The sequence below is a fragment of the Pseudonocardia sp. WMMC193 genome, from assembly GCF_021728735.1.
In the GTDB taxonomy this organism is placed as follows: Bacteria; Actinomycetota; Actinomycetes; order Mycobacteriales; family Pseudonocardiaceae; genus Pseudonocardia; species Pseudonocardia oroxyli.
Window position 1 is genome coordinate 1,113,418 of the sequence record NZ_JAKKDO010000003.1, and the last position, 16,687, is coordinate 1,130,104.

Sequence of the window (16,687 nt, forward strand, 5' to 3'; positions counted from 1 at the left end):
TTAGACTCCCGCCATGAGCACGGAGCACGCGCCGCCGAGCCTGCGCGAACGACGTCGTCGCCAGACCGAGGCCGAGATCTCCGCGGCGGCGCTCGACCTGTTCGAACGGCAGGGGGTCGCCGCCACGACGGCGGAGGACATCGCGCGCGCCGCGGGCATCTCGACCCGCACGTTCTTCCGGTTCTGTGCCACCAAGGAGCAGGCCGTGATGCTCGGCGACGGCGAGCTGGAGGACGACCTGCTGGCCGTCCTCGGCGCACTGACCGACGGCGACGACGCCTACGCCGCGCTCGAGCGGTACTGGGGGGACACCCTGGCCAGGCTGGACCGGGACCCGTCGAGCGGCGCCCGCTTCCTCCGGGTGCGGCGCCTGGTCCTGCACGAGCCGACGGTCCTGGCGACCAGCCTGCGCCTCGACGCGGAACGGACCGACCGCCGCGTCGCCACGCTCGTCGCGAGCACGGGCCGGACGCCGCTGCGGGCGCGCGCGGCGCTGGAGGCGTTCGCCGCCATGGTGCGGCTCACGCTGGAGGAGTGGGTCCGGACCGTCGAGTCCGGCGCCCCCGCAGACCTGCTCGAGGTCTACGCCGAGTGCCGCCGGGCCTTCCGGGAGGCCGTGACGCGGTAAGCGGCGCGTGCCTAGTCGTAGCCCTCCTTCCGCAGCGCGGAGCGGTAGCTCGCGTCCAGGGCCCGGCGAGTGAGCCCGCTCGCGGCGCCCGCCACGCCGCGCGCCAGGGCCTTGGTGGTGCGTCCGCCCCGGGCGGCGACGTGGGCGGCGGCGATCGCGTTCAGGTCCGGCAGTGGGGCGGGCGAGGGCGCCCAGAGCGCCTCGACGGCCCGACTCGGCGCGAGCTCGGCGTCCTCGACGCGGACGACGACCGCGGCCGCGGGCGCCTGGTCCCGCAACGCCATCGAGGCGAGCAGGCCGGGATCGACGCGGACCCGGGCCGTGCCGCGCAGCCGCACGACCTCGCCCCGACCCGGGACCACGGCGAGCAGCGAGACGTCCGGGCAGCTCATCAGGTTGTGCAGGGTGTCCGCCCGTTTGTTGCCCCGCCGCTCGGCGAACGCGACGGTGTGCCCGTCGAGCATGCGGAGCACACCCGGGCCGTCACCCCGGGGGCTGGTGTCGGCGTTCCCGTCGGCGTCTCGCGAGGTCACCACGGCGAACGGTGAGGCCGCGAGGACACCGGCGACACCCGGCGCGGACAGCGGCCCCGACTCGGGGACCGCCGTGAGGGCCGGATCGGGCGGCGCCGAGGGCGTCGTCCAGAGCTTCGCGCGCAGCACGCAGCGGGCGCAGTGGACGTAGGCCTCGGTGACCTCGATCGGGAGCCGCCCGCCGCGGACCGCACCGGCGATCCCGTTGCACCGGAAGGTCTCGCCGCGGCCGGGGAGCAGGAACAGCATCGACACCCCCGTCCCGGGCGCCGGCGGCTCGGGCAGGGGCAGGGGCAGGGACAGCCGGGTGTCGGATTCGGCGTGGGCGACGCCGGGCTCCCCGCCCACGAGCACCGTGCCACTCCGGGTACCGACGGCCACGACGGGCGCGGCGGCGAAGATCGCGCGGCACCCGTCGTCGAGCACCGCGGTCGACTTGAGGAGCACCGGCCGCGGCGGGGTGCCGATGCGGGCCTCGAGCTCCTCGACGGTGGTCATCAGCTGCATGCCGCCGACGGTAGGGTGTCTGTTCGGCGGTCGGTGGCCAATCATGGCCGTGAGATGGCCAGACCGGGGGAGCCGATGTCGGGAACGGTGATCGCGACCCTGCGGACGGACTTCGACCGCGGGTTCTCCGTCGACCTCCACCAGCACGACTTCCACCTCCTGAGCTGGTCGGAGACCGCGACGGTCACCCACCACACCGCGGACCGCGACTGGCTCGTGCCGCCCACCCACGCGCTGTGGATGCCGGCCGGGGTGCCCCACGCCGTCGCCGTCGTCCGCGGTGGGCTCGGGCACGGCGTGGCCCTGACCGGGGAGACGCCGTGGAGCGAACCGACGGGCGTGCTGGCCACCCCCCTGGTGCGGGAGCTGATCCTGCACCTCAACGCCGACCCGGGCCGCGCGCGGGCCCGGGCCGAGGCACTGCTCGTCGAGCTCCTCGAACCCGTGCCGAGCACCACCTTCACCCTCCCGGTCCCGACCGATCCCCGGTTGCGCGACATCACCGACGTCCTCGCCCGGAACCCTGCGGACGATCGCGACCTCGCCGCGTGGGCCGACCACGCCGCCACGAGCGTCCGCACGCTGACCCGGTTGTTCCAGGCCGAGACGGGCATGACCTTCGCGCAGTGGCGCACACGGTGCCGCATCCGGGCCGCGTTGACCCTGCTCGCGGACGGCACCCCGGTCGCCGTGACGGCGCGCGCCGTGGGCTACCGCAAACCCGGCGCCTTCGCCGAGGCCTTCCGCCGGGTCACCGGTCGGTCACCCGGCGAGGTCGGCTGAGCGAGGCCGTGACGCGGCGAACGGCGCGCTCGCTCACCGGGGATGAGCGAACGCGCCGTTCGCCGGGGGTCGGGCGGGGTCAGGCGGGGCGGACGAGGAGCGCCACCGGGTAGCGCGACAGGAGCGTGCCCAGGGCGGGGGTCGCCCCGTCGACCGGCGTGTCGGTGATCATGTCGTGCCAGTCGTCCGCGCCGCCGGGCAGCGGCAGGACCGTGTCGCCCCAGCCGCCCTTCGCCGCGAGGCCCACGGGGAGCCGTGTGGCGACGGCGACGAGCCGGTCCGTGCGGGCGAACGCCACGGCGTGCTCGGCCGCGACACCGTCCGCCGGGACCGCGCGGTAGTGCTGGAACAGCTCGGGCCGGAACCGACGCAGGCGGGCCGCGGTGGCCGTGACCAGCAGCTTCGCTGCTCCCTCGGAGTCGATCTCCGGCAGCCAGCCCTCGTCGAGCCGGGCGAGCAGCGCCCGCCGGGCGGCGAAGTCCACCGGCCGTCGGTTGTCCGGGTCGACCAGGGAGTACTCGAACACCTCGGTGCCCTGGTAGACGTCCGGGATCCCGGGGCCCGCGAGCTGCAGGAGCTTCTGCCCCAGCGAGTTCGACCAGCCGGGGCCCGCGATGCGCTCGACGAAGGCCTGGATCTCCGCCACCAGCGCGGCGTCCCCGAGGACCTGCGCCGGCCACGCGGCGATCGCCTCGTCCACCTCGGGCACGGCGTCGACGTGCGAGGTGACGAGCTTGGCCTCCTTCGAGGCCTTGCCCAGGTAGCTCGCGAGCCGCTCCGCCGAGATCGGCCACGCGCCGACCAGGCACTGCCAGGCCAGCAGCTCCAGCGAGCGGTCCGGCAGCGGGTACCGCGCGGACCAGTCCCGCAGCCGCGCGGTCCACTCGCCGGGGATCTCGGCGAGCACGGCCAGCCGCGCCCGGACGTCCTCGGACCGCTTCGTGTCGTGGGTCGACAGCGTCGTCATCGTGCGCGGCGACCCCGCCTCGCGCGCCGCGAGCGCCGCGTGGAACCCGGCGGGGGACAGGCCGAAGCGGCCCGGGTCCCCGCCGACCTCGTTCAGCGCGACGAACCGGTTCCAGCGGTAGAAGGCCGTGTCCTCCACGCCCTTGGCCATGACCATGCCGGAGGTCTGCTGCACGCGGGTGGCCAGCTCGCCGTGCGGCTCCGCGAGCATCGCGGAGTAGATCGTGTCCAGCTCGACCTTCAGATCCGGCCTGCGGGTGCGGGCGACGGAGAGCGCCGTGTCGAGCGAGTCCCGGCCCTCGGGCAGGTAGGAGCGGTAGACGGGGAAGCCGCAGAGGAACTCCGCCACCGCGTCCCGCACGGTGTCGGGGGACTCGCCGGGGACGAGCGCGGCGATCCGCCGGACCTCCGCGGCCAGGATGGTGTCGGCCACCTCCCGGCGCCCGTCGTACTCGGCCTCCCGGATCGACTGCCTCACCCCGGTGTGCTCGGCGGCGAACTGGGTGAGCAGCCCGGCCCCGTCCGGGTCGACGAACACGCCCTGGACGTCCGCCAGGGCCTCGTAGCCGGACGTCCCGTCCACCGGCCACGAGGCGGGCAGCTCCTCGCCGAGGTGCGTGATCTTCTCGACGAGCAGCCACTTGTCCGGGCCCAGCGCCGCCCGCAGCCGCCGCACGTACGCGCCGGGATCGGACAGGCCGTCCGGGTGGTCCACCCGCAGCCCGACGATCTCCGGGTGCGCCCGCACCCACCGCAGCACCTCGCGGTGCGCGTCCTCGAACACCTCGGGGATCTCGACGCGGACGGCGGCGAGCGTGGAGACGTCGAAGAACCGCCGGTAGGTCAGCTCGGCGGCCCCGCGCTTCCACGAGACGAGCCGGTAGTGCTGCCGCTCGTGGACCTCCTGCGGGGTCCCGGACCCCGTGCCCGGGGCCAGCGGGAACGCGTGCTCGTAGTACCGGAGCTCGCCGTCCTGGACGGTGAGCTGCGCGAGCGCGCCCGCCTCGTCGGCGTCGAGGATCGGGAGCAGGATCGGACCCGCGGCCCAGTCGATGTCGAAGTGCCCCGCCCAGCGAGACGCCCGCCCGTGGGTCAGGACGTCCCACCACCAGGGGTTGGCCTTCGGGACCTCGACACCCACGTGGTTGGGCACGATGTCGATCAGCATCGTCATGCCCGCCTCGCGCAGGGTGCGCAGCAGGTGGTCCAGCCCCTCGATCCCGCCGCGCTCGACGGAGATCCAGCCGGGGTTGACGACGTCGTACCCGTGGTTGGAGCCCGCGCCGGACTCCAGCAGGGGGGAGGAGTACAGCGTGGCGATGCCGAGCTGCTCCAGGTAGGGGACGAGTTCGGCGCCCGTCTGGAAGGTCTGGTCCTTCGAGAACTGCAGCCGGTAGGTGACCATCACGCGGTCCGCTGCAGGACGAGGAGCGACCGGGCGGGCACGGTGTGGGTCCCGCCGCCCGCGACGATCTGCGGGTCGGCCGCGGCCACCCCGGGCGCCGGGGCGAGGGTGGTGACCTCGCCCGCGGCGGTGTCGACCACGATCGCCCACTCCTTGCCGTACTCCAGCGGCGGCAGGGTCACCTCGATGTCCTCCCAGTGGGCGTTGAACGCCATCAGGAAGGAGTCGTCCCGGACCCGCTCGCCGCGGGGGTCCTGCTCGGAGATGCCGTCCCCGTTGAGGAACGCGACCACGCACTTGCCGAAGCCGGAGTCCCAGTCGCCCTCGGTCATCTCCCGGCCGTCCGGCTGGAACCAGGCGATGTCGGCCAGGGAGTCCCGGCGGCGGGGCGCGATCGGTCTGCCCTGGAAGAAGCGGCGGCGGCGGAAGACCGGGTGGGCGTGCCGCAGCGCGGCGACGCCGCCGGTGAACCCGACCAGCCCGGCGTTCTTGCCGAGCAGCGACCAGTCCATCCAGGCCAGGTCGTTGTCCTGGCAGTAGACGTTGTTGTTGCCGCGCTGGGTGCGCCCCAGCTCGTCGCCGTGCAGCAGCATCGGCACGCCCTGGCTGAGCATCAGGGTGGTGATGAAGTTGCGCTGCTGGCGGGCCCGCAGCTCCAGCACCGCCGCGTCGTCCGTGGGGCCCTCGACGCCGCAGTTCCAGGAGCGGTTGTGGCTCTCGCCGTCGTTGCCGCCCTCGCCGTTGGCGTCGTTGTGCTTCTCGTTGTAGGACACCAGGTCGGCGAGGGTGAACCCGTCGTGCGCGGTGAAGAAGTTGATCGACGCGTACGGCCTGCGTCCGTCCTCCTGGTAGAGGTCGCTGGACCCGGTCAGCCGAGAGGCGAACTCACCGAGCGTGCCGGGCTCGCCGCGCCAGAAGTCCCGCACGGTGTCCCGGTACTTGCCGTTCCACTCCGTCCACAGGGGCGGGAAGTTCCCGACCTGGTAGCCGCCGGGACCGACGTCCCACGGCTCCGCGATGAGCTTGACCTGCGAGATCACCGGGTCCTGCTGCACGAGGTCGAAGAACACCGACAGCCGGTCGACGTCGTAGAACTCCCGGGCCAGGGTGGAGGCGAGGTCGAACCGGAACCCGTCGACGTGCATCTCGGTCACCCAGTAGCGCAGCGAGTCCATGATCAGCTGCAGGGTGTGCGGGTTGCGGACGTTGAGCGAGTTCCCGGTGCCCGTGTAGTCCATGTAGTAGCGCGGGTCGTCCTCGACGAGCCGGTAGTAGGCGTGGTTGTCGATGCCGCGCATGGACAGCGTGGGGCCCATGTCGGAGCCCTCGGCGGTGTGGTTGTAGACGACGTCGAGGATCACCTCGATGCCCGCCTCGTGCAGGTCCCGGACCATCGCCTTGAACTCGTGGACCTGCGAGCCCGGGCGCGACCCGCGCATCGTGTACCCGTGGTGTGGGGCGAGGAACGCCAGGGTGTTGTAGCCCCAGTAGTTCGACAGGCCCTTCTCCTGCAGGTGGTGGTCGTTGAGGAACTCGTGCACCGGCATGAGCTCCACCGCGGTGATCCCGAGCCGCTGCAGGTGCTCGATCATCACCGGGTGCGCGAGCCCCGCGTAGGTGCCGCGCAGCTCCTCGGGGATGTCCGGGTGCGCGATCGTGAGGCCGCGGACGTGCGCCTCGTAGATCACGGACTCGTGGTACGGGATCTTCGGCGGGCGGTCGGAGCCCCAGTCGAAGTAGGGGTTGACCACCACGGACTTGGGCACGAACGGCGCCGAGTCGCGGTCGTTGCGCGAGAGCGGGTCGCCGAAGTTGTAGCCGAAGACCGCCTCGTCCCACTTCACCGGCCCGTCGACGGCCTTCGCGTAGGGGTCGACGAGGAGCTTGTTCGGGTTGCACCGCTGCCCGGTCGCCGGGTCGTAGGGCCCGTGCACCCGGTAGCCGTAGCGCTGGCCCGGCTCGACCCCCGGGAGGTAGCAATGCCACACGAACCCGTCGACCTCGGTCAGGGCGTAGCGGGTCTCCTTGCCCTTCGGGCCGAACAGGCACAGCTCCACCTTCTCCGCCGCCTCGGAGAAGAGGGCGAAGTTGGTGCCCGCCCCGTCGTAGCTGGCGCCCAGCGGGTAGGCGCTGCCCGGCCACGGCCGCATGCTGATTCCCCATTTCCTCGGTCCGAACCCGTTGCACCTTAGGGCGCCCGCGCCCGTCGTGCGTGCTCGGTCAGTACTGTTCCGCAGTGATGAGCACCCTGTTCACGAAGATCATCGACGGCGAGATCCCGGCCCGGTTCGTCTGGTCGGACGAGCGCTGCGTCGGGTTCCTCTCGATCAACCCCCTCGGCCCCGGCCACACCCTGGTCGTCCCGCGGGAGGAGGTCGACCACTGGGTCGACGCCGCCCCGGACCTGTTGGCGCACCTCACAGCGGTGTCGCACGACATCGCGAAGGCGGTGCAGGCCGTCTGGTCCCCGCCGCGGGTCGCCTTCATGATCGCGGGTTTCGAGGTGCCGCACCTGCACCTGCACGTGTACCCGGCCTGGGACATGGCCGCGTTCGACTTCGCCAACGCGGCGAAGGAGATCGACCCGACGGAGCAGGACGAGATCGCCGAGCGGCTGCGCGCGCGGCTGCGTGAGGCGGGTCACGGCGAGCACGTCCCCTCCGCGTGAGGCTCGTGCTCGTCCGGCACGGCCTGCCGGAACGGGTCACCGACGGCGACGGGGAGAAGGCCGATCCCGCGCTGACCCAGCTGGGCCACCGGCAGGCCGAGCGGGTGGTGCACGCGCTGGCCGGGGAGCCCGTCGACGCGATCTACGCCAGCACCATGACGCGGGCGGTCCAGACGGCCGCGCCGCTGGCGTCGGCGCGGGGCCTGGAGATCGTGCAGCGCCACGACCTGCGCGAGTTCGACGCCGACCAGCCCCGCTACCTGCCCGTCCACGAGCTCGCCCGGGAGAACCCGCAGGAGTGGCAGCGGATGGTCGAGGGGCACCTGCCCGAGCACGTCGACGTCCCCGCGTTCACCGCGCGGGTCCTCGCCGCGCTCGACGAGATCGTCGCGGCCCACCCCGGGCGGGGCACCGCCGTGGTGTTCGCGCACGCCGGGGTCGTCAACGTCTTCCTCGGCCACCTGCTCGGCATCACCCGGCCGCTGCCGTTCCCGCTGGACTACGCGGGCGTGACCCGGGTCGTCGCCCGCCGCGACGGGGTGCGCAAGCCCCGCACGGTGAACGAGATCGGGCACGTCGCCGACCTGCTCTAGTCGTGTCGGCGACGTGACGTCCCGGTGTCCTGAACGCCGAGCGGGTCCCGCACTCGTACAGTGAGGGACGTGCAGCCGGTCAACATCTTGTCGTCGGTCCGGGGACCCGCGGACCTCAAACGCCTCGGCCCCGACGCGCTGGCCGCCCTGGCCACGGAGATCCGCGAGTTCCTCGTGCGGTCGGTGTCCCGCACCGGGGGACACCTCGGACCCAACCTGGGCGTCATCGAGCTGACGATCGCCCTGCACCGCGTGTTCGACTCGCCGCGGGACACCGTGATCTGGGACACCGGGCACCAGGCCTACGTGCACAAGCTGCTGACGGGCAGGCAGTCCGGCTGGGAGAACCTCAAGAAGACCGGCGGGCTGTCGGGGTACCCGTCGCGGTCGGAGTCGGTGCACGACCACGTCGAGTCGTCGCACGCGTCGTCCTCGCTGAGCTGGGCGGACGGGATCGCGCGGGCCTACTCGCTGACCGGGCGGCAGTGCCACGTCGTGGCCGTGATCGGCGACGGTGCGCTCACCGGCGGCATGGCCTGGGAGGCGCTGAACAACATCGCGGCGGCCAAGGACCGCAACGTGGTGATCGTGGTGAACGACAACGGCCGCAGCTACGCCCCCACCATCGGCGGGCTCGCGGACCGGCTGGCCACGCTGCGGCTGCAGCCCGGCTACGAGCGGCTGCTGGAGGCCGGGAAGTCCACGCTGCGCGGCACGCCGGTCGTCGGGCCCGCGGTGTACGCGGGGCTGCACGCGCTGAAGGCCGGGATCAAGGACGCGATCAGCCCACAGGAGCTGTTCGCCGACCTGGGGCTCAAGTACTTCGGGCCGGTCGACGGGCACGACGTCGCGGCGATGGAGTCCGCGCTGCGCCGCGCCCGCCACTTCGGCGGCCCGGTCGTGGTGCACGCCGTCACGCGCAAGGGGAACGGCTACGCCCCGGCGGAGAACGACGAGGCCGAGCAGATGCACAGCCCCTCGGCCTTCGACCCGGCCACCGGGCTGCCCACCGGCCCCAAGACCACCGGCTGGACCAGCGTGTTCGCCGACGAGCTCGTGCGGATCGGGGCCGAGCGGCCGGACGTCGTGGCGATCACCGCCGCCATGCTCGGGCCGACCGGGCTCGCGAAGTTCCAGGCCGAGTTCCCCGAGCGCTGTGTCGACGTCGGGATCGCCGAGCAGCACGCCTTCGCCTCGGCGGCCGGGCTCGCCCGCGGCGGCATGCACCCGGTCGTCGCGGTCTACTCGACGTTCCTCAACCGGGCCTTCGACCAGCTGCTGATGGACGTGGCGCTGCACCGCGAGGCCGTCACGGTCGTCCTCGACCGGGCCGGCGTCACCGGCAACGACGGGCCCTCGCACAACGGCATGTGGGACCTGTCGGTGCTCGGCATCGTGCCCGGCATCCGGGTCGCCGCGCCGCGGGACGCCGCCACCCTGCGCGAGGAGCTCGCCGAGGCCGTCGCCGTGGACGACGGACCGACCGCGCTGCGCTTCCCCAAGGGGCCGGTGATCGAGTCGGTGCCCGCGGTGCGCCGCGTCCAGGGGGTGGATCTCCTGCGCGAGGACCGCAACGCGACGGTGCTGCTGGTGTGCGTGGGCGCCTTCGGCGAGCTCGGCCTGGAGGCGGCCGCCCGGCTGGCGCAGCAGGGCGTCGCGGTCACCGTGGTGGACCCGCGGTGGGTGCTCCCGGTGCCCTCGGCGCTGGTCGACCTGGCCCGGCGGCACCAGCTGGTCGTCACCGTGGCGGACTCCGGGCGCCACGGCGGCTTCGGGTCGGCGCTGGCCGACACGCTGCGGGCGGCGGAGGTGGACGTGCCGCAGCGAGACGTCGCGCTGCCGCAGGAGTTCCTCGAGCACGGGTCGCGGTCGGACGTGCTGGCCGCCGTCGGGCTCACCGCGCAGGACGTGGCGCGCCGGGTGACCGAGTGGACCGCGCGGCTCACCACCGTGGCATCGGAGCAGGTCACCACGTGAGGGTCCTGGTCGTCGAGGACGAGCAGGCGCTGGCCGAGGCGGTCGCGCGCGGGCTGCGGCGCGAGGGCATGGCCGTCGACGTCGCGCTCGACGGGCTCTCGGGCCACGAGAAGTCCTCGATCACCCGGTACGACGTGGTGGTGCTCGACCGGGACCTGCCCGGCATGACCGGGGACGCGCTGTGCGCCGAGATCGTGGCCTCGGACGCCCCGACCCGGATCATCATGCTCACCGCCAGCGGCACCCTCGAGGACAAGGTCGACGGGCTCTCCCAGGGCGCGGACGACTACCTGGCCAAGCCCTTCGACTTCCCGGAGCTGGTCGCCCGGGTCCGGGCCCTGGGCAGGCGCGCCGCACCGGCGCTGCCGCCGCTGCTGCGGGCCGGGGACGTGTCGCTGGACCCCTCGCGGCGGACCGTGTCGCGGGCGGACGCGCCCGTGGAGCTGACCCGCAAGGAGTTCGGCGTGCTCGAGGTCCTGCTGGGCGCGGGCGGGGCCGTCGTGTCCAGCGAGGAGCTGCTCGAACGGGTCTGGGACGAGAACGCGGACCCCTTCACCACGACCGTGCGGGTCACGGTGATGACCCTGCGCAAGAAGCTCGGCGAGCCCGGGGTGATCGAGACCGTCGTCGGGGCGGGGTACCGGGTGCCTGCGGCGGGCTAGTGCGCCGGCTCTCGCTGCGGTGGCAGCTGACCCTGCTGGGGACCGCGCTGGTCGCCCTGGTCAGTGCCCTGTTGCTGTGGCTGGGATGGCTGCTGGTCGGCGGGGTCGCGGGCGCGGTGCCCGGGTTGCCGCCGGGCACGATGGTGCAGGTCGGGGAGGTCCGGGTGCCTGCCTCCCAGGTCACGGCGGCGGTCCGCGACGCGGCCCGGGCGGAGCTGCTGCGGGCGGGCGCGCTCGCGTTCCCGCTCGTGGTGCTGGCCGCGGGCCTGGTGTCGTGGGTGTTGGTGGGGCGGGTACTGGCGCCCCTGCACTCGGTGACCGCGACCGCGCGCAGGCTGTCGGCCGAGTCGCTCGACCAGCGCCTGGACCTGCGTGGGGCGCGCGGCGAGCTGGCCGAGCTGGCCTCGGTGTTCGACGGGATGCTCGACCGCCTCGAAGGTGCCTTCGCCCAGCAGCGCCGGTTCGTGGCCAACGCCAGCCACGAGCTGCGCACCCCGTTGGCGGTGCTGCGCACCGAGGTCGACGTGACCCTGGCCGACCCGACCGCGGACGTCGAGGAGCTGCGGCGCATGGGTGTGGTGGTCCGGGACGCGACCCGGCGCGCCGACGACCTGGTCGGGGGCCTGCTGCTGCTCGCGCGCACCGAGAGCCTCGGCGAGCTCGCCGCGACCCGCGTCGACCTGCGGGACGCCGCCGCACACGCCGTCCGGACCACCGCCGCCGAGGCCGCCGGGCGGGGGCTGCGCGTGCGGGTCACCGGCGGCCCCGCCCCGGTGTCGGGCGACCCGGTGCTGGTGGAGCGGATCGCGGGCAACCTGCTGGAGAACGCCGTGCGGCACAACGTGGACGGCGGCTGGATCGAGGTCTCGACGGCCCCGGGGGAGCTGCGGGTGTCGTCGTCGGGCGCGGAGATCGACCCGGTCCAGGTGGAGCAGCTCTTCGAGCCCTTCCGCCGCGGCCCCGTCGCCCGCACCGCGACCGCGCAGGGCTCGGGCCTCGGCCTGAGCATCGTGCGCGCGATCGTGCACGCCCACCAGGGCGAGGTGCGCGCGAGCCCGGTCCCGGGCGGCGGCCTGACCGTGGAGGTCCGCCTACCCCTCTGCACTATGGAACCCTAATGCGTTGATAACGCCGTTATGGGCGCATTATGGTTCCATAATGCGCTGGTCAGGCGACGGAGAGGACCTTGGCCAGCCCGTTGTAGACCCCGGAGCGCGTGGTGTCCCGCGCCGCCCGGAGCCGGGCGCGGGTCTCCGGACCGGCGCGGTGCCAGGTCAGGAGGGCCTGGCCCCAGCGGGAGCCCGCCAGCCGGGCCCGCCCCGCGGTCAGGGCCGTGCCCGCCCAGCGGTCGGCGATCTCGTCGTGCCCGTCCCGGTAGGCGAACACCGCGGGCTGCACGTAGGCGAGGCCCGCGGGCAGCCGGGTCATCATCGGGGCGTACTCGGTGAGCAGCTTGTCCAGCGACTCGTAGCGGGCACTCCGGTTCGAGCTGATGCTGCCGGTGCGCATGAGCCGCATGTCGACGAGATAGCGCCGCACCCCCCAGAACAGCGGGGTCGAGGACCAGGCGCCGATCCGCAGCCACATCTCGAGGTCGACGGCGCTGGTGATGGTCGTGTCGAAGCCGCCCACCTCGTCGAAGCAGCTGCGCCGGATCACCAGCGAGCTGCCGTTGTGCGTGGGGTTGTTCTCGGCGAGGAACCGGTCCATGTCGCAGGCGCCCGCGGGCTGCCACCGGGGGCCGACGACGCGGCCGCTCTCCAGCATCACGCGGGTGTGGCAGAACGCGGCGCCGACCTGCGCGGGCCCGGTGTCGAACACGTGCAGCAGGCGCCGCAGGAAGTCCGGGTGCCAGCGGTCGTCACCGTCGAGGAAGGCGACGAACGGGGCGGTGGTGTCGGTGATCCCGAGGTTGCGCGCGGCGCCCGAGCCCGCGTTCTGCGAGCGGATCAGGCGGATCCGCGGGTCCAGCGCCGCGCGGGCCCGGACGATCTCGGCGGTGTCGTCGGTCGAGCCGTCGTCCACCACGACGTACTCGAAACGGCCCTCCGTCTGCGCGCGGACGGAGTCGACCGCCTCGCCGATCCACGCTGCAACGTTGTACGCCGGCGTCACGACGGACACGACGGCGGATTCCCTGGCCACTCCACGACCCTAGCAATGCCTTCCGGGAGCCGCCCGCCGGACTCGCGCAAATCCGGCCGAATCGCTTTTGTGGGTGAATTGATCGTGAATCATCGTAACCCCGCGGCACGGTTCGGCCGCCGGCGGCGCGGATCGGGCGCCCCGCTATCGTCGGCAGATGACGATCGACGCCCGGGTGCTCCTGGCGCGGAGGCTCCGTTTCCTCCCCGACCGGCAGTTCGCCCTCGCCAAGCATGCGATCTTCCAGGGTGAGCTGACCACGCTGCGCCGCCCCCGGACGTGGTCGCAGCTGCTCGCCGCGAAGAACCTCGAGGAACAGAGCGAGCTCGTGCACCGGACGTCGGACAAGTACGAGGTGCGCTCCTACGTGGCGGAGAAGGCGGGGGAGAAGTACCTCATCCCGCTGTTCGCCCTGCTCACGGACGCCGCTGACCTGGACTTCGACGCGTTGCCCGGGCCGTGTGTGATCAAGGGGACGCACGGCTGCGACATGACGATCCTGCTCCCGGACCCCACGCGGGCGGACCGGGCGGCGATCCGCGAGACCGTCCGGCGATGGCTGCGGACGGACTTCTACACCCACGGCTGGCGCGAGTCCCCCTACCGCGGGCTCCCGCGCCGGGCGGTGGTCGAGCAGTTCATCGGCGAGGCGGGCACGGCCCCCACCGACTACAAGTTCTTCATGTTCCACGGCGAGCCGGGGATGGTCGTCGTCGACCAGGACCGCTTCACCGGCCACACCTCCACGATGCTCACGCCCGAATGGCGTGAATTTGCGGTGAGCGGTCGTTTCGCCTTCGCCGAGCGGTTGCCCGAGCAGCCCGCGAACTATGCCGAGATGCTCGACGTCGCCCGCGCATTGAGCAGCGAATTCGCGTTCGTCCGAATCGATCTGTACAACGTGGACGGAAAGATCCACTTCGGCGAGATCACGCACAACCCGGGTGGTGGACTGGTCCGGCTGCAGCCCCGCGAGTTCGATCTCGCGCTGGGCGAGATGTGGCGGACCGGCGCCCCGGTTCCGGAGCGTTTCGTGCGGTGAGCCTCACCGGGGTGTGCCCCGCAGCCAGCGGATGACCGCGGGCAGCACGGCGAGGGCGAGGAGCAGCTCCACCCCGAGCGTCACCCAGCCCACCGCGTCCAGCCCGAGCGGGCCGTGCAGCGCCACGACCCCGCCGATCAGCGCGGCGGCCTGCACCCCCTGCAGCACGGCGAGCACCCAGGTGCGGTTGCGCAGCCGGTTGAGCGTCATGAACAGGGCGACCACCACGCGCGGCAGGACCGACGCCATGAACAGCTGCAGCAGCAGCGTGGCGTTCGCGGCGTACTGCGCGCCGTAGAGGTGCAGGACCCACGGTGCCGCCACCGCCATCGCCACGGCGGCGGGCAGTACGGTCAGCGTGAGCCTGCGCACCACCGCCCGCGCGTGCAGGTGCGCTCGGTCCGGGTCCCGCGCCGCCTCGGCGACGAGCGAGGAGGTGATGCTCAGCGTGAGCATGTTGATGGCCACGAAGACGGTCTGCGCGGGCAGGAAGTACGCCCCGCTCGCCGACCCGAGCAACGCGACCACCAGCACGGGCAGGAACGACGAGCCCGCCTGGCTGAAGACCTGGCCCGCGTAGTCCCCGCCCATGTACCGCACGATGGCGCGCCGGTCGAGGGGCTCCTCGACGGCGCGGGTGGCGGCGACGTGGCGGGGGAGCAGCCGTCGGAAGACGAGTAGGGCGACGGGGACGATCAGGCCGACCACCGGCAGCGTCCACGAGGTGAACACCCCGTCCGAGATCGACGTCTGGGCCACGACGACGAGCACCACGAGCTTGACCACGCCGTAGAGCCCGTTCTCCAGCGGGATCCAGATCGACTCGCGCAGCCCGGTGAGCACGGAGTCCTGCACCGTGAACAGCGACCACAGCACCGTCGAGAGCACGAACCACGCCCCGAAGGCCGCGGACATGTGCAGCGGGTCGCCCTCCGGTCGCAGGAGGTGGCAGTACACCGCGACCCCGGCCGCGCCCAGCACCCCCACGCCCGCGGAGAGCCCGTAGGCCGAGCCGATCAGCCGGGCCGACCCGGACCCCGCGCGCGGCAGGAACCGGACGAGTGCCTGCCCGACGTTGAGCTGGGTGAGGATCGAGACCAGCAGCATCAGCGAGGTCAGCGCGTTGCCGCGGCCCACCTCGGTCTCCGGGTACGTGCGTGCGGCGACGACCCAGTAGAGCAGCCCGAACCCGGAGTTGACGACCGTGTTCAGCATCAACGCGTAGGTGTTGCGGAACAGCGGGACGGACAGCTCCCGGCGCAGCGCGGCCAGGGCGTGTCCCGGTCCGGTCCGCCCCCGGGTCGGCGCCCCGGAGGTCGGACGGGGCGGTTCGGTCACGTGGTGGCGGCCTCGATCGTCGGCCGCCCGACACCGGTCCAGGTCAGCCCCGCGCGCCGGACCACGGCGGGGTCGAGCAGGTTGCGGGTGTCGACGACCGTGGCCCCGTCGGCGGCGGCCGCGACCCGCGACCAGTCCAGGGACCGGAACTCGGGCCACTCGGTGAGCACGACGACGGCCTGGGCGCCCTCGGCGGCCTGGTAGGGGTCGTCGGCGAGGGTGACCAGCCGCGGGTCCAGCCCCGCGACGGCGGGGGAGTCCACGAGCCCCGGGTCGTAGCCGACCAGCTCGGCGCCCGCCTGCCGCAGCAGCGCGGCCACCCCGAGCGCGGGGGAGTCCCGCAGGTCGTCCGTCCCGGCCTTGAACGTCAGGCCGAACAACGCCAGGCGCACCCGCGACAGCGAGCCGTTGCGGCTGCCGGTGACGGCCAGGCGGACCTTGTCCACCATCCGCCGGAACTGCCGGGTGTTGGTGTCGATGCTGGCCCGGACCAGGCGGAACTCGAAGTCCGCCGAGTCCGCGACCTGCAACAGCGCATGGGTGTCCTTGGGCAGGCAGGAGCCGCCCCAGCCGGGGCCGGGGGACAGGAACGCCTGGCCGATGCGCCGGTCGTAGCCCATGCCCTCGGTGACGTCCGCGACGTCCGCGTCCACCCGCTCGCAGAGCTCGGCGAGGGCGTTGACGTAGGAGAGCTTCATGGCGAGGAAGCAGTTCGCCGCGTACTTGATCATCTCGGCGCTGGCGGCGTCGGTGAGCACGGTCGGTGCCCCGAGGCGGGCGTAGAGGGCCGCGACCCGCTCCGCGGCGTCCGGAGAGGAGTTCGAGCCGACGACGATCCGGTCCGGGTTCAGGAAGTCGTGCACGGCGGAGCCCTCGCGGAGGAACTCCGGGTTGCTCGCGACCTGCACGTCCGGCCGGGCGAGCAGCTCGGCGGTCCGGTCCGCGGTCCCGACGGGCACGGTGGACTTGTTGACCACCACGCAGCCCGCGGGCATGGCGTCCCGCACCTCCTCGACCACCGCCTCGACGGCCGACAGGTCCGCCACCCCGCCCACGCCCATCGGCGTCGGGACGCACAGGAACAGCACCTCGACCGGCTTGCCCTCGGTCTCGAGCTCCTTGAGCGCCTGTCCCGCACCCACGACGAACGACAGCCGCCCGGCCGCGAGCCCCTCGCCGACCAGCTCCGCCAACCCCGGCTCGCGGATGGAGATCTCGCCGCGGGACAGGGCGGCGACCTTCTGCTCGTCGATGTCCGCGCAGACCACGCGGTGCCCCAGGGAGGCGAGGCACGCCCCCGTGGTGAGTCCGACGTACCCGGTTCCGACCACGGCGATCGTGCGTGCGAACACCCTGCCCCCTGCGTTCTGGTCCGCCATCCGACCGGGCCGACGCTAGCCCAGCCCTCGGGGGGTCCGCAGGGCGCCCCGGACGTCGGGC

14 protein-coding genes are annotated in these 16,687 nt (G+C 73.2%); 8 read left to right on the forward strand and 6 right to left on the reverse strand.

All coding sequences use genetic code 11. The features are described from left to right. Positions 1–13 precede the first annotated feature (13 nt). Complete coding sequence (locus L3X23_RS06670; protein WP_237191232.1) at positions 14–628, forward strand: TetR/AcrR family transcriptional regulator; 615 nt, start codon at positions 14–16, stop codon at positions 626–628. 11 nt (positions 629–639) lie between these two features. Here L3X23_RS06670 and L3X23_RS06675 read toward each other — a convergent pair whose 3' ends face one another. Next, a complete protein-coding gene (locus L3X23_RS06675; RefSeq protein ID WP_237191233.1) occupies positions 640–1,668 on the reverse strand; it encodes a pyridoxamine 5'-phosphate oxidase family protein in 1,029 nt (342 codons plus the stop codon). A 75-nt stretch (positions 1,669–1,743) separates the two neighbouring features. On the opposite strand from L3X23_RS06675, the gene L3X23_RS06680 reads away from it, so the two are divergent. Beyond that, positions 1,744–2,451, forward strand: a complete 708-nt coding sequence (locus L3X23_RS06680) for an AraC family transcriptional regulator (protein ID WP_237191234.1) — start codon at positions 1,744–1,746, stop codon at positions 2,449–2,451. 79 nt (positions 2,452–2,530) lie between these two features. On the opposite strand, the gene treY is transcribed toward L3X23_RS06680, so the two are convergent. After that, positions 2,531–4,822, reverse strand: coding sequence for a malto-oligosyltrehalose synthase (gene treY, locus L3X23_RS06685; protein ID WP_237191235.1), 2,292 nt, complete (start codon positions 4,820–4,822; stop codon positions 2,531–2,533). Beyond that, complete coding sequence (gene glgX, locus L3X23_RS06690; RefSeq protein ID WP_237191236.1) at positions 4,822–6,972, reverse strand: glycogen debranching protein GlgX; 2,151 nt, start codon at positions 6,970–6,972, stop codon at positions 4,822–4,824. The genes treY and glgX overlap by 1 nt, the downstream gene beginning before the upstream one ends. 89 nt (positions 6,973–7,061) lie before the next feature. Between glgX and L3X23_RS06695 the strand changes: the two genes are divergently transcribed. From L3X23_RS06695 to L3X23_RS06715, 5 genes are all read left to right on the forward strand, one after another. Next, positions 7,062–7,490: an HIT family protein gene (locus L3X23_RS06695; RefSeq protein WP_237191237.1), complete on the forward strand. Its 429-nt coding sequence runs from the start codon at positions 7,062–7,064 to the stop codon at positions 7,488–7,490. Beyond that, positions 7,487–8,083 (forward strand): histidine phosphatase family protein, encoded by a 597-nt coding sequence (locus L3X23_RS06700; protein ID WP_237191238.1) that lies wholly within the window; start codon positions 7,487–7,489, stop codon positions 8,081–8,083. Before L3X23_RS06695 ends, L3X23_RS06700 begins: the two co-directional genes overlap by 4 nt. 69 nt (positions 8,084–8,152) lie before the next feature. Then, on the forward strand, positions 8,153–10,060 hold the full coding sequence (dxs, locus tag L3X23_RS06705; protein WP_093075472.1) for a 1-deoxy-D-xylulose-5-phosphate synthase: 1,908 nt from the start codon (positions 8,153–8,155) through the stop codon (positions 10,058–10,060). Continuing rightward, on the forward strand, positions 10,057–10,722 hold the full coding sequence (locus L3X23_RS06710; protein ID WP_093075467.1) for a response regulator transcription factor: 666 nt from the start codon (positions 10,057–10,059) through the stop codon (positions 10,720–10,722). Before dxs ends, L3X23_RS06710 begins: the two co-directional genes overlap by 4 nt. Next, complete coding sequence (locus tag L3X23_RS06715; protein WP_237191239.1) at positions 10,722–11,840, forward strand: HAMP domain-containing sensor histidine kinase; 1,119 nt, start codon at positions 10,722–10,724, stop codon at positions 11,838–11,840. The genes L3X23_RS06710 and L3X23_RS06715 overlap by 1 nt, the downstream gene beginning before the upstream one ends. 49 nt (positions 11,841–11,889) lie before the next feature. Here L3X23_RS06715 and L3X23_RS06720 read toward each other — a convergent pair whose 3' ends face one another. Next, positions 11,890–12,867 carry a glycosyltransferase family A protein gene (locus tag L3X23_RS06720; RefSeq protein WP_237191240.1) on the reverse strand — a complete coding sequence of 326 codons (978 nt, stop codon included), beginning with the start codon at positions 12,865–12,867 and terminating at the stop codon, positions 11,890–11,892. A 157-nt stretch (positions 12,868–13,024) separates the two neighbouring features. Here L3X23_RS06720 and L3X23_RS06725 point away from each other — a divergent pair, with 157 nt between their 5' ends. Further along, positions 13,025–13,909 carry an ATP-grasp fold amidoligase family protein gene (locus tag L3X23_RS06725; RefSeq protein WP_237191241.1) on the forward strand — a complete coding sequence of 295 codons (885 nt, stop codon included), beginning with the start codon at positions 13,025–13,027 and terminating at the stop codon, positions 13,907–13,909. Between the two features lie 3 nt (positions 13,910–13,912). Here the strand turns inward: L3X23_RS06725 and L3X23_RS06730 are convergent, their stop codons facing one another. Both L3X23_RS06730 and L3X23_RS06735 read right to left on the reverse strand, forming a co-directional pair. Continuing rightward, positions 13,913–15,247 carry a lipopolysaccharide biosynthesis protein gene (locus L3X23_RS06730; protein WP_237191242.1) on the reverse strand — a complete coding sequence of 445 codons (1,335 nt, stop codon included), beginning with the start codon at positions 15,245–15,247 and terminating at the stop codon, positions 13,913–13,915. Continuing rightward, entirely contained in the window at positions 15,244–16,599 is a 1,356-nt protein-coding gene (locus L3X23_RS06735; protein WP_237191243.1) for a UDP-glucose/GDP-mannose dehydrogenase family protein, read from the reverse strand. The genes L3X23_RS06730 and L3X23_RS06735 overlap by 4 nt, the downstream gene beginning before the upstream one ends. Between the last annotated feature and the right edge of the window lie 88 nt (positions 16,600–16,687).

Excerpts from the sequence above, each read along its gene's own strand:
- glgX (WP_237191236.1), bottom strand. The coding sequence starts at position 6,972 with ATGCGGCCGTGGCCGGGCAGCGCCTACCCGCTGGGCGCCAGCTACGAC.
- L3X23_RS06675 (WP_237191233.1), bottom strand. The coding sequence starts at position 1,668 with ATGCAGCTGATGACCACCGTCGAGGAGCTCGAGGCCCGCATCGGCACC.
- L3X23_RS06670 (WP_237191232.1), top strand. The coding sequence starts at position 14 with ATGAGCACGGAGCACGCGCCGCCGAGCCTGCGCGAACGACGTCGTCGC.
- L3X23_RS06680 (WP_237191234.1), top strand. The coding sequence starts at position 1,744 with ATGTCGGGAACGGTGATCGCGACCCTGCGGACGGACTTCGACCGCGGG.
- L3X23_RS06695 (WP_237191237.1), top strand. The coding sequence starts at position 7,062 with ATGAGCACCCTGTTCACGAAGATCATCGACGGCGAGATCCCGGCCCGG.
- treY (WP_237191235.1), bottom strand. The coding sequence starts at position 4,822 with ATGGTCACCTACCGGCTGCAGTTCTCGAAGGACCAGACCTTCCAGACG.
- L3X23_RS06725 (WP_237191241.1), top strand. The coding sequence starts at position 13,025 with ATGACGATCGACGCCCGGGTGCTCCTGGCGCGGAGGCTCCGTTTCCTC.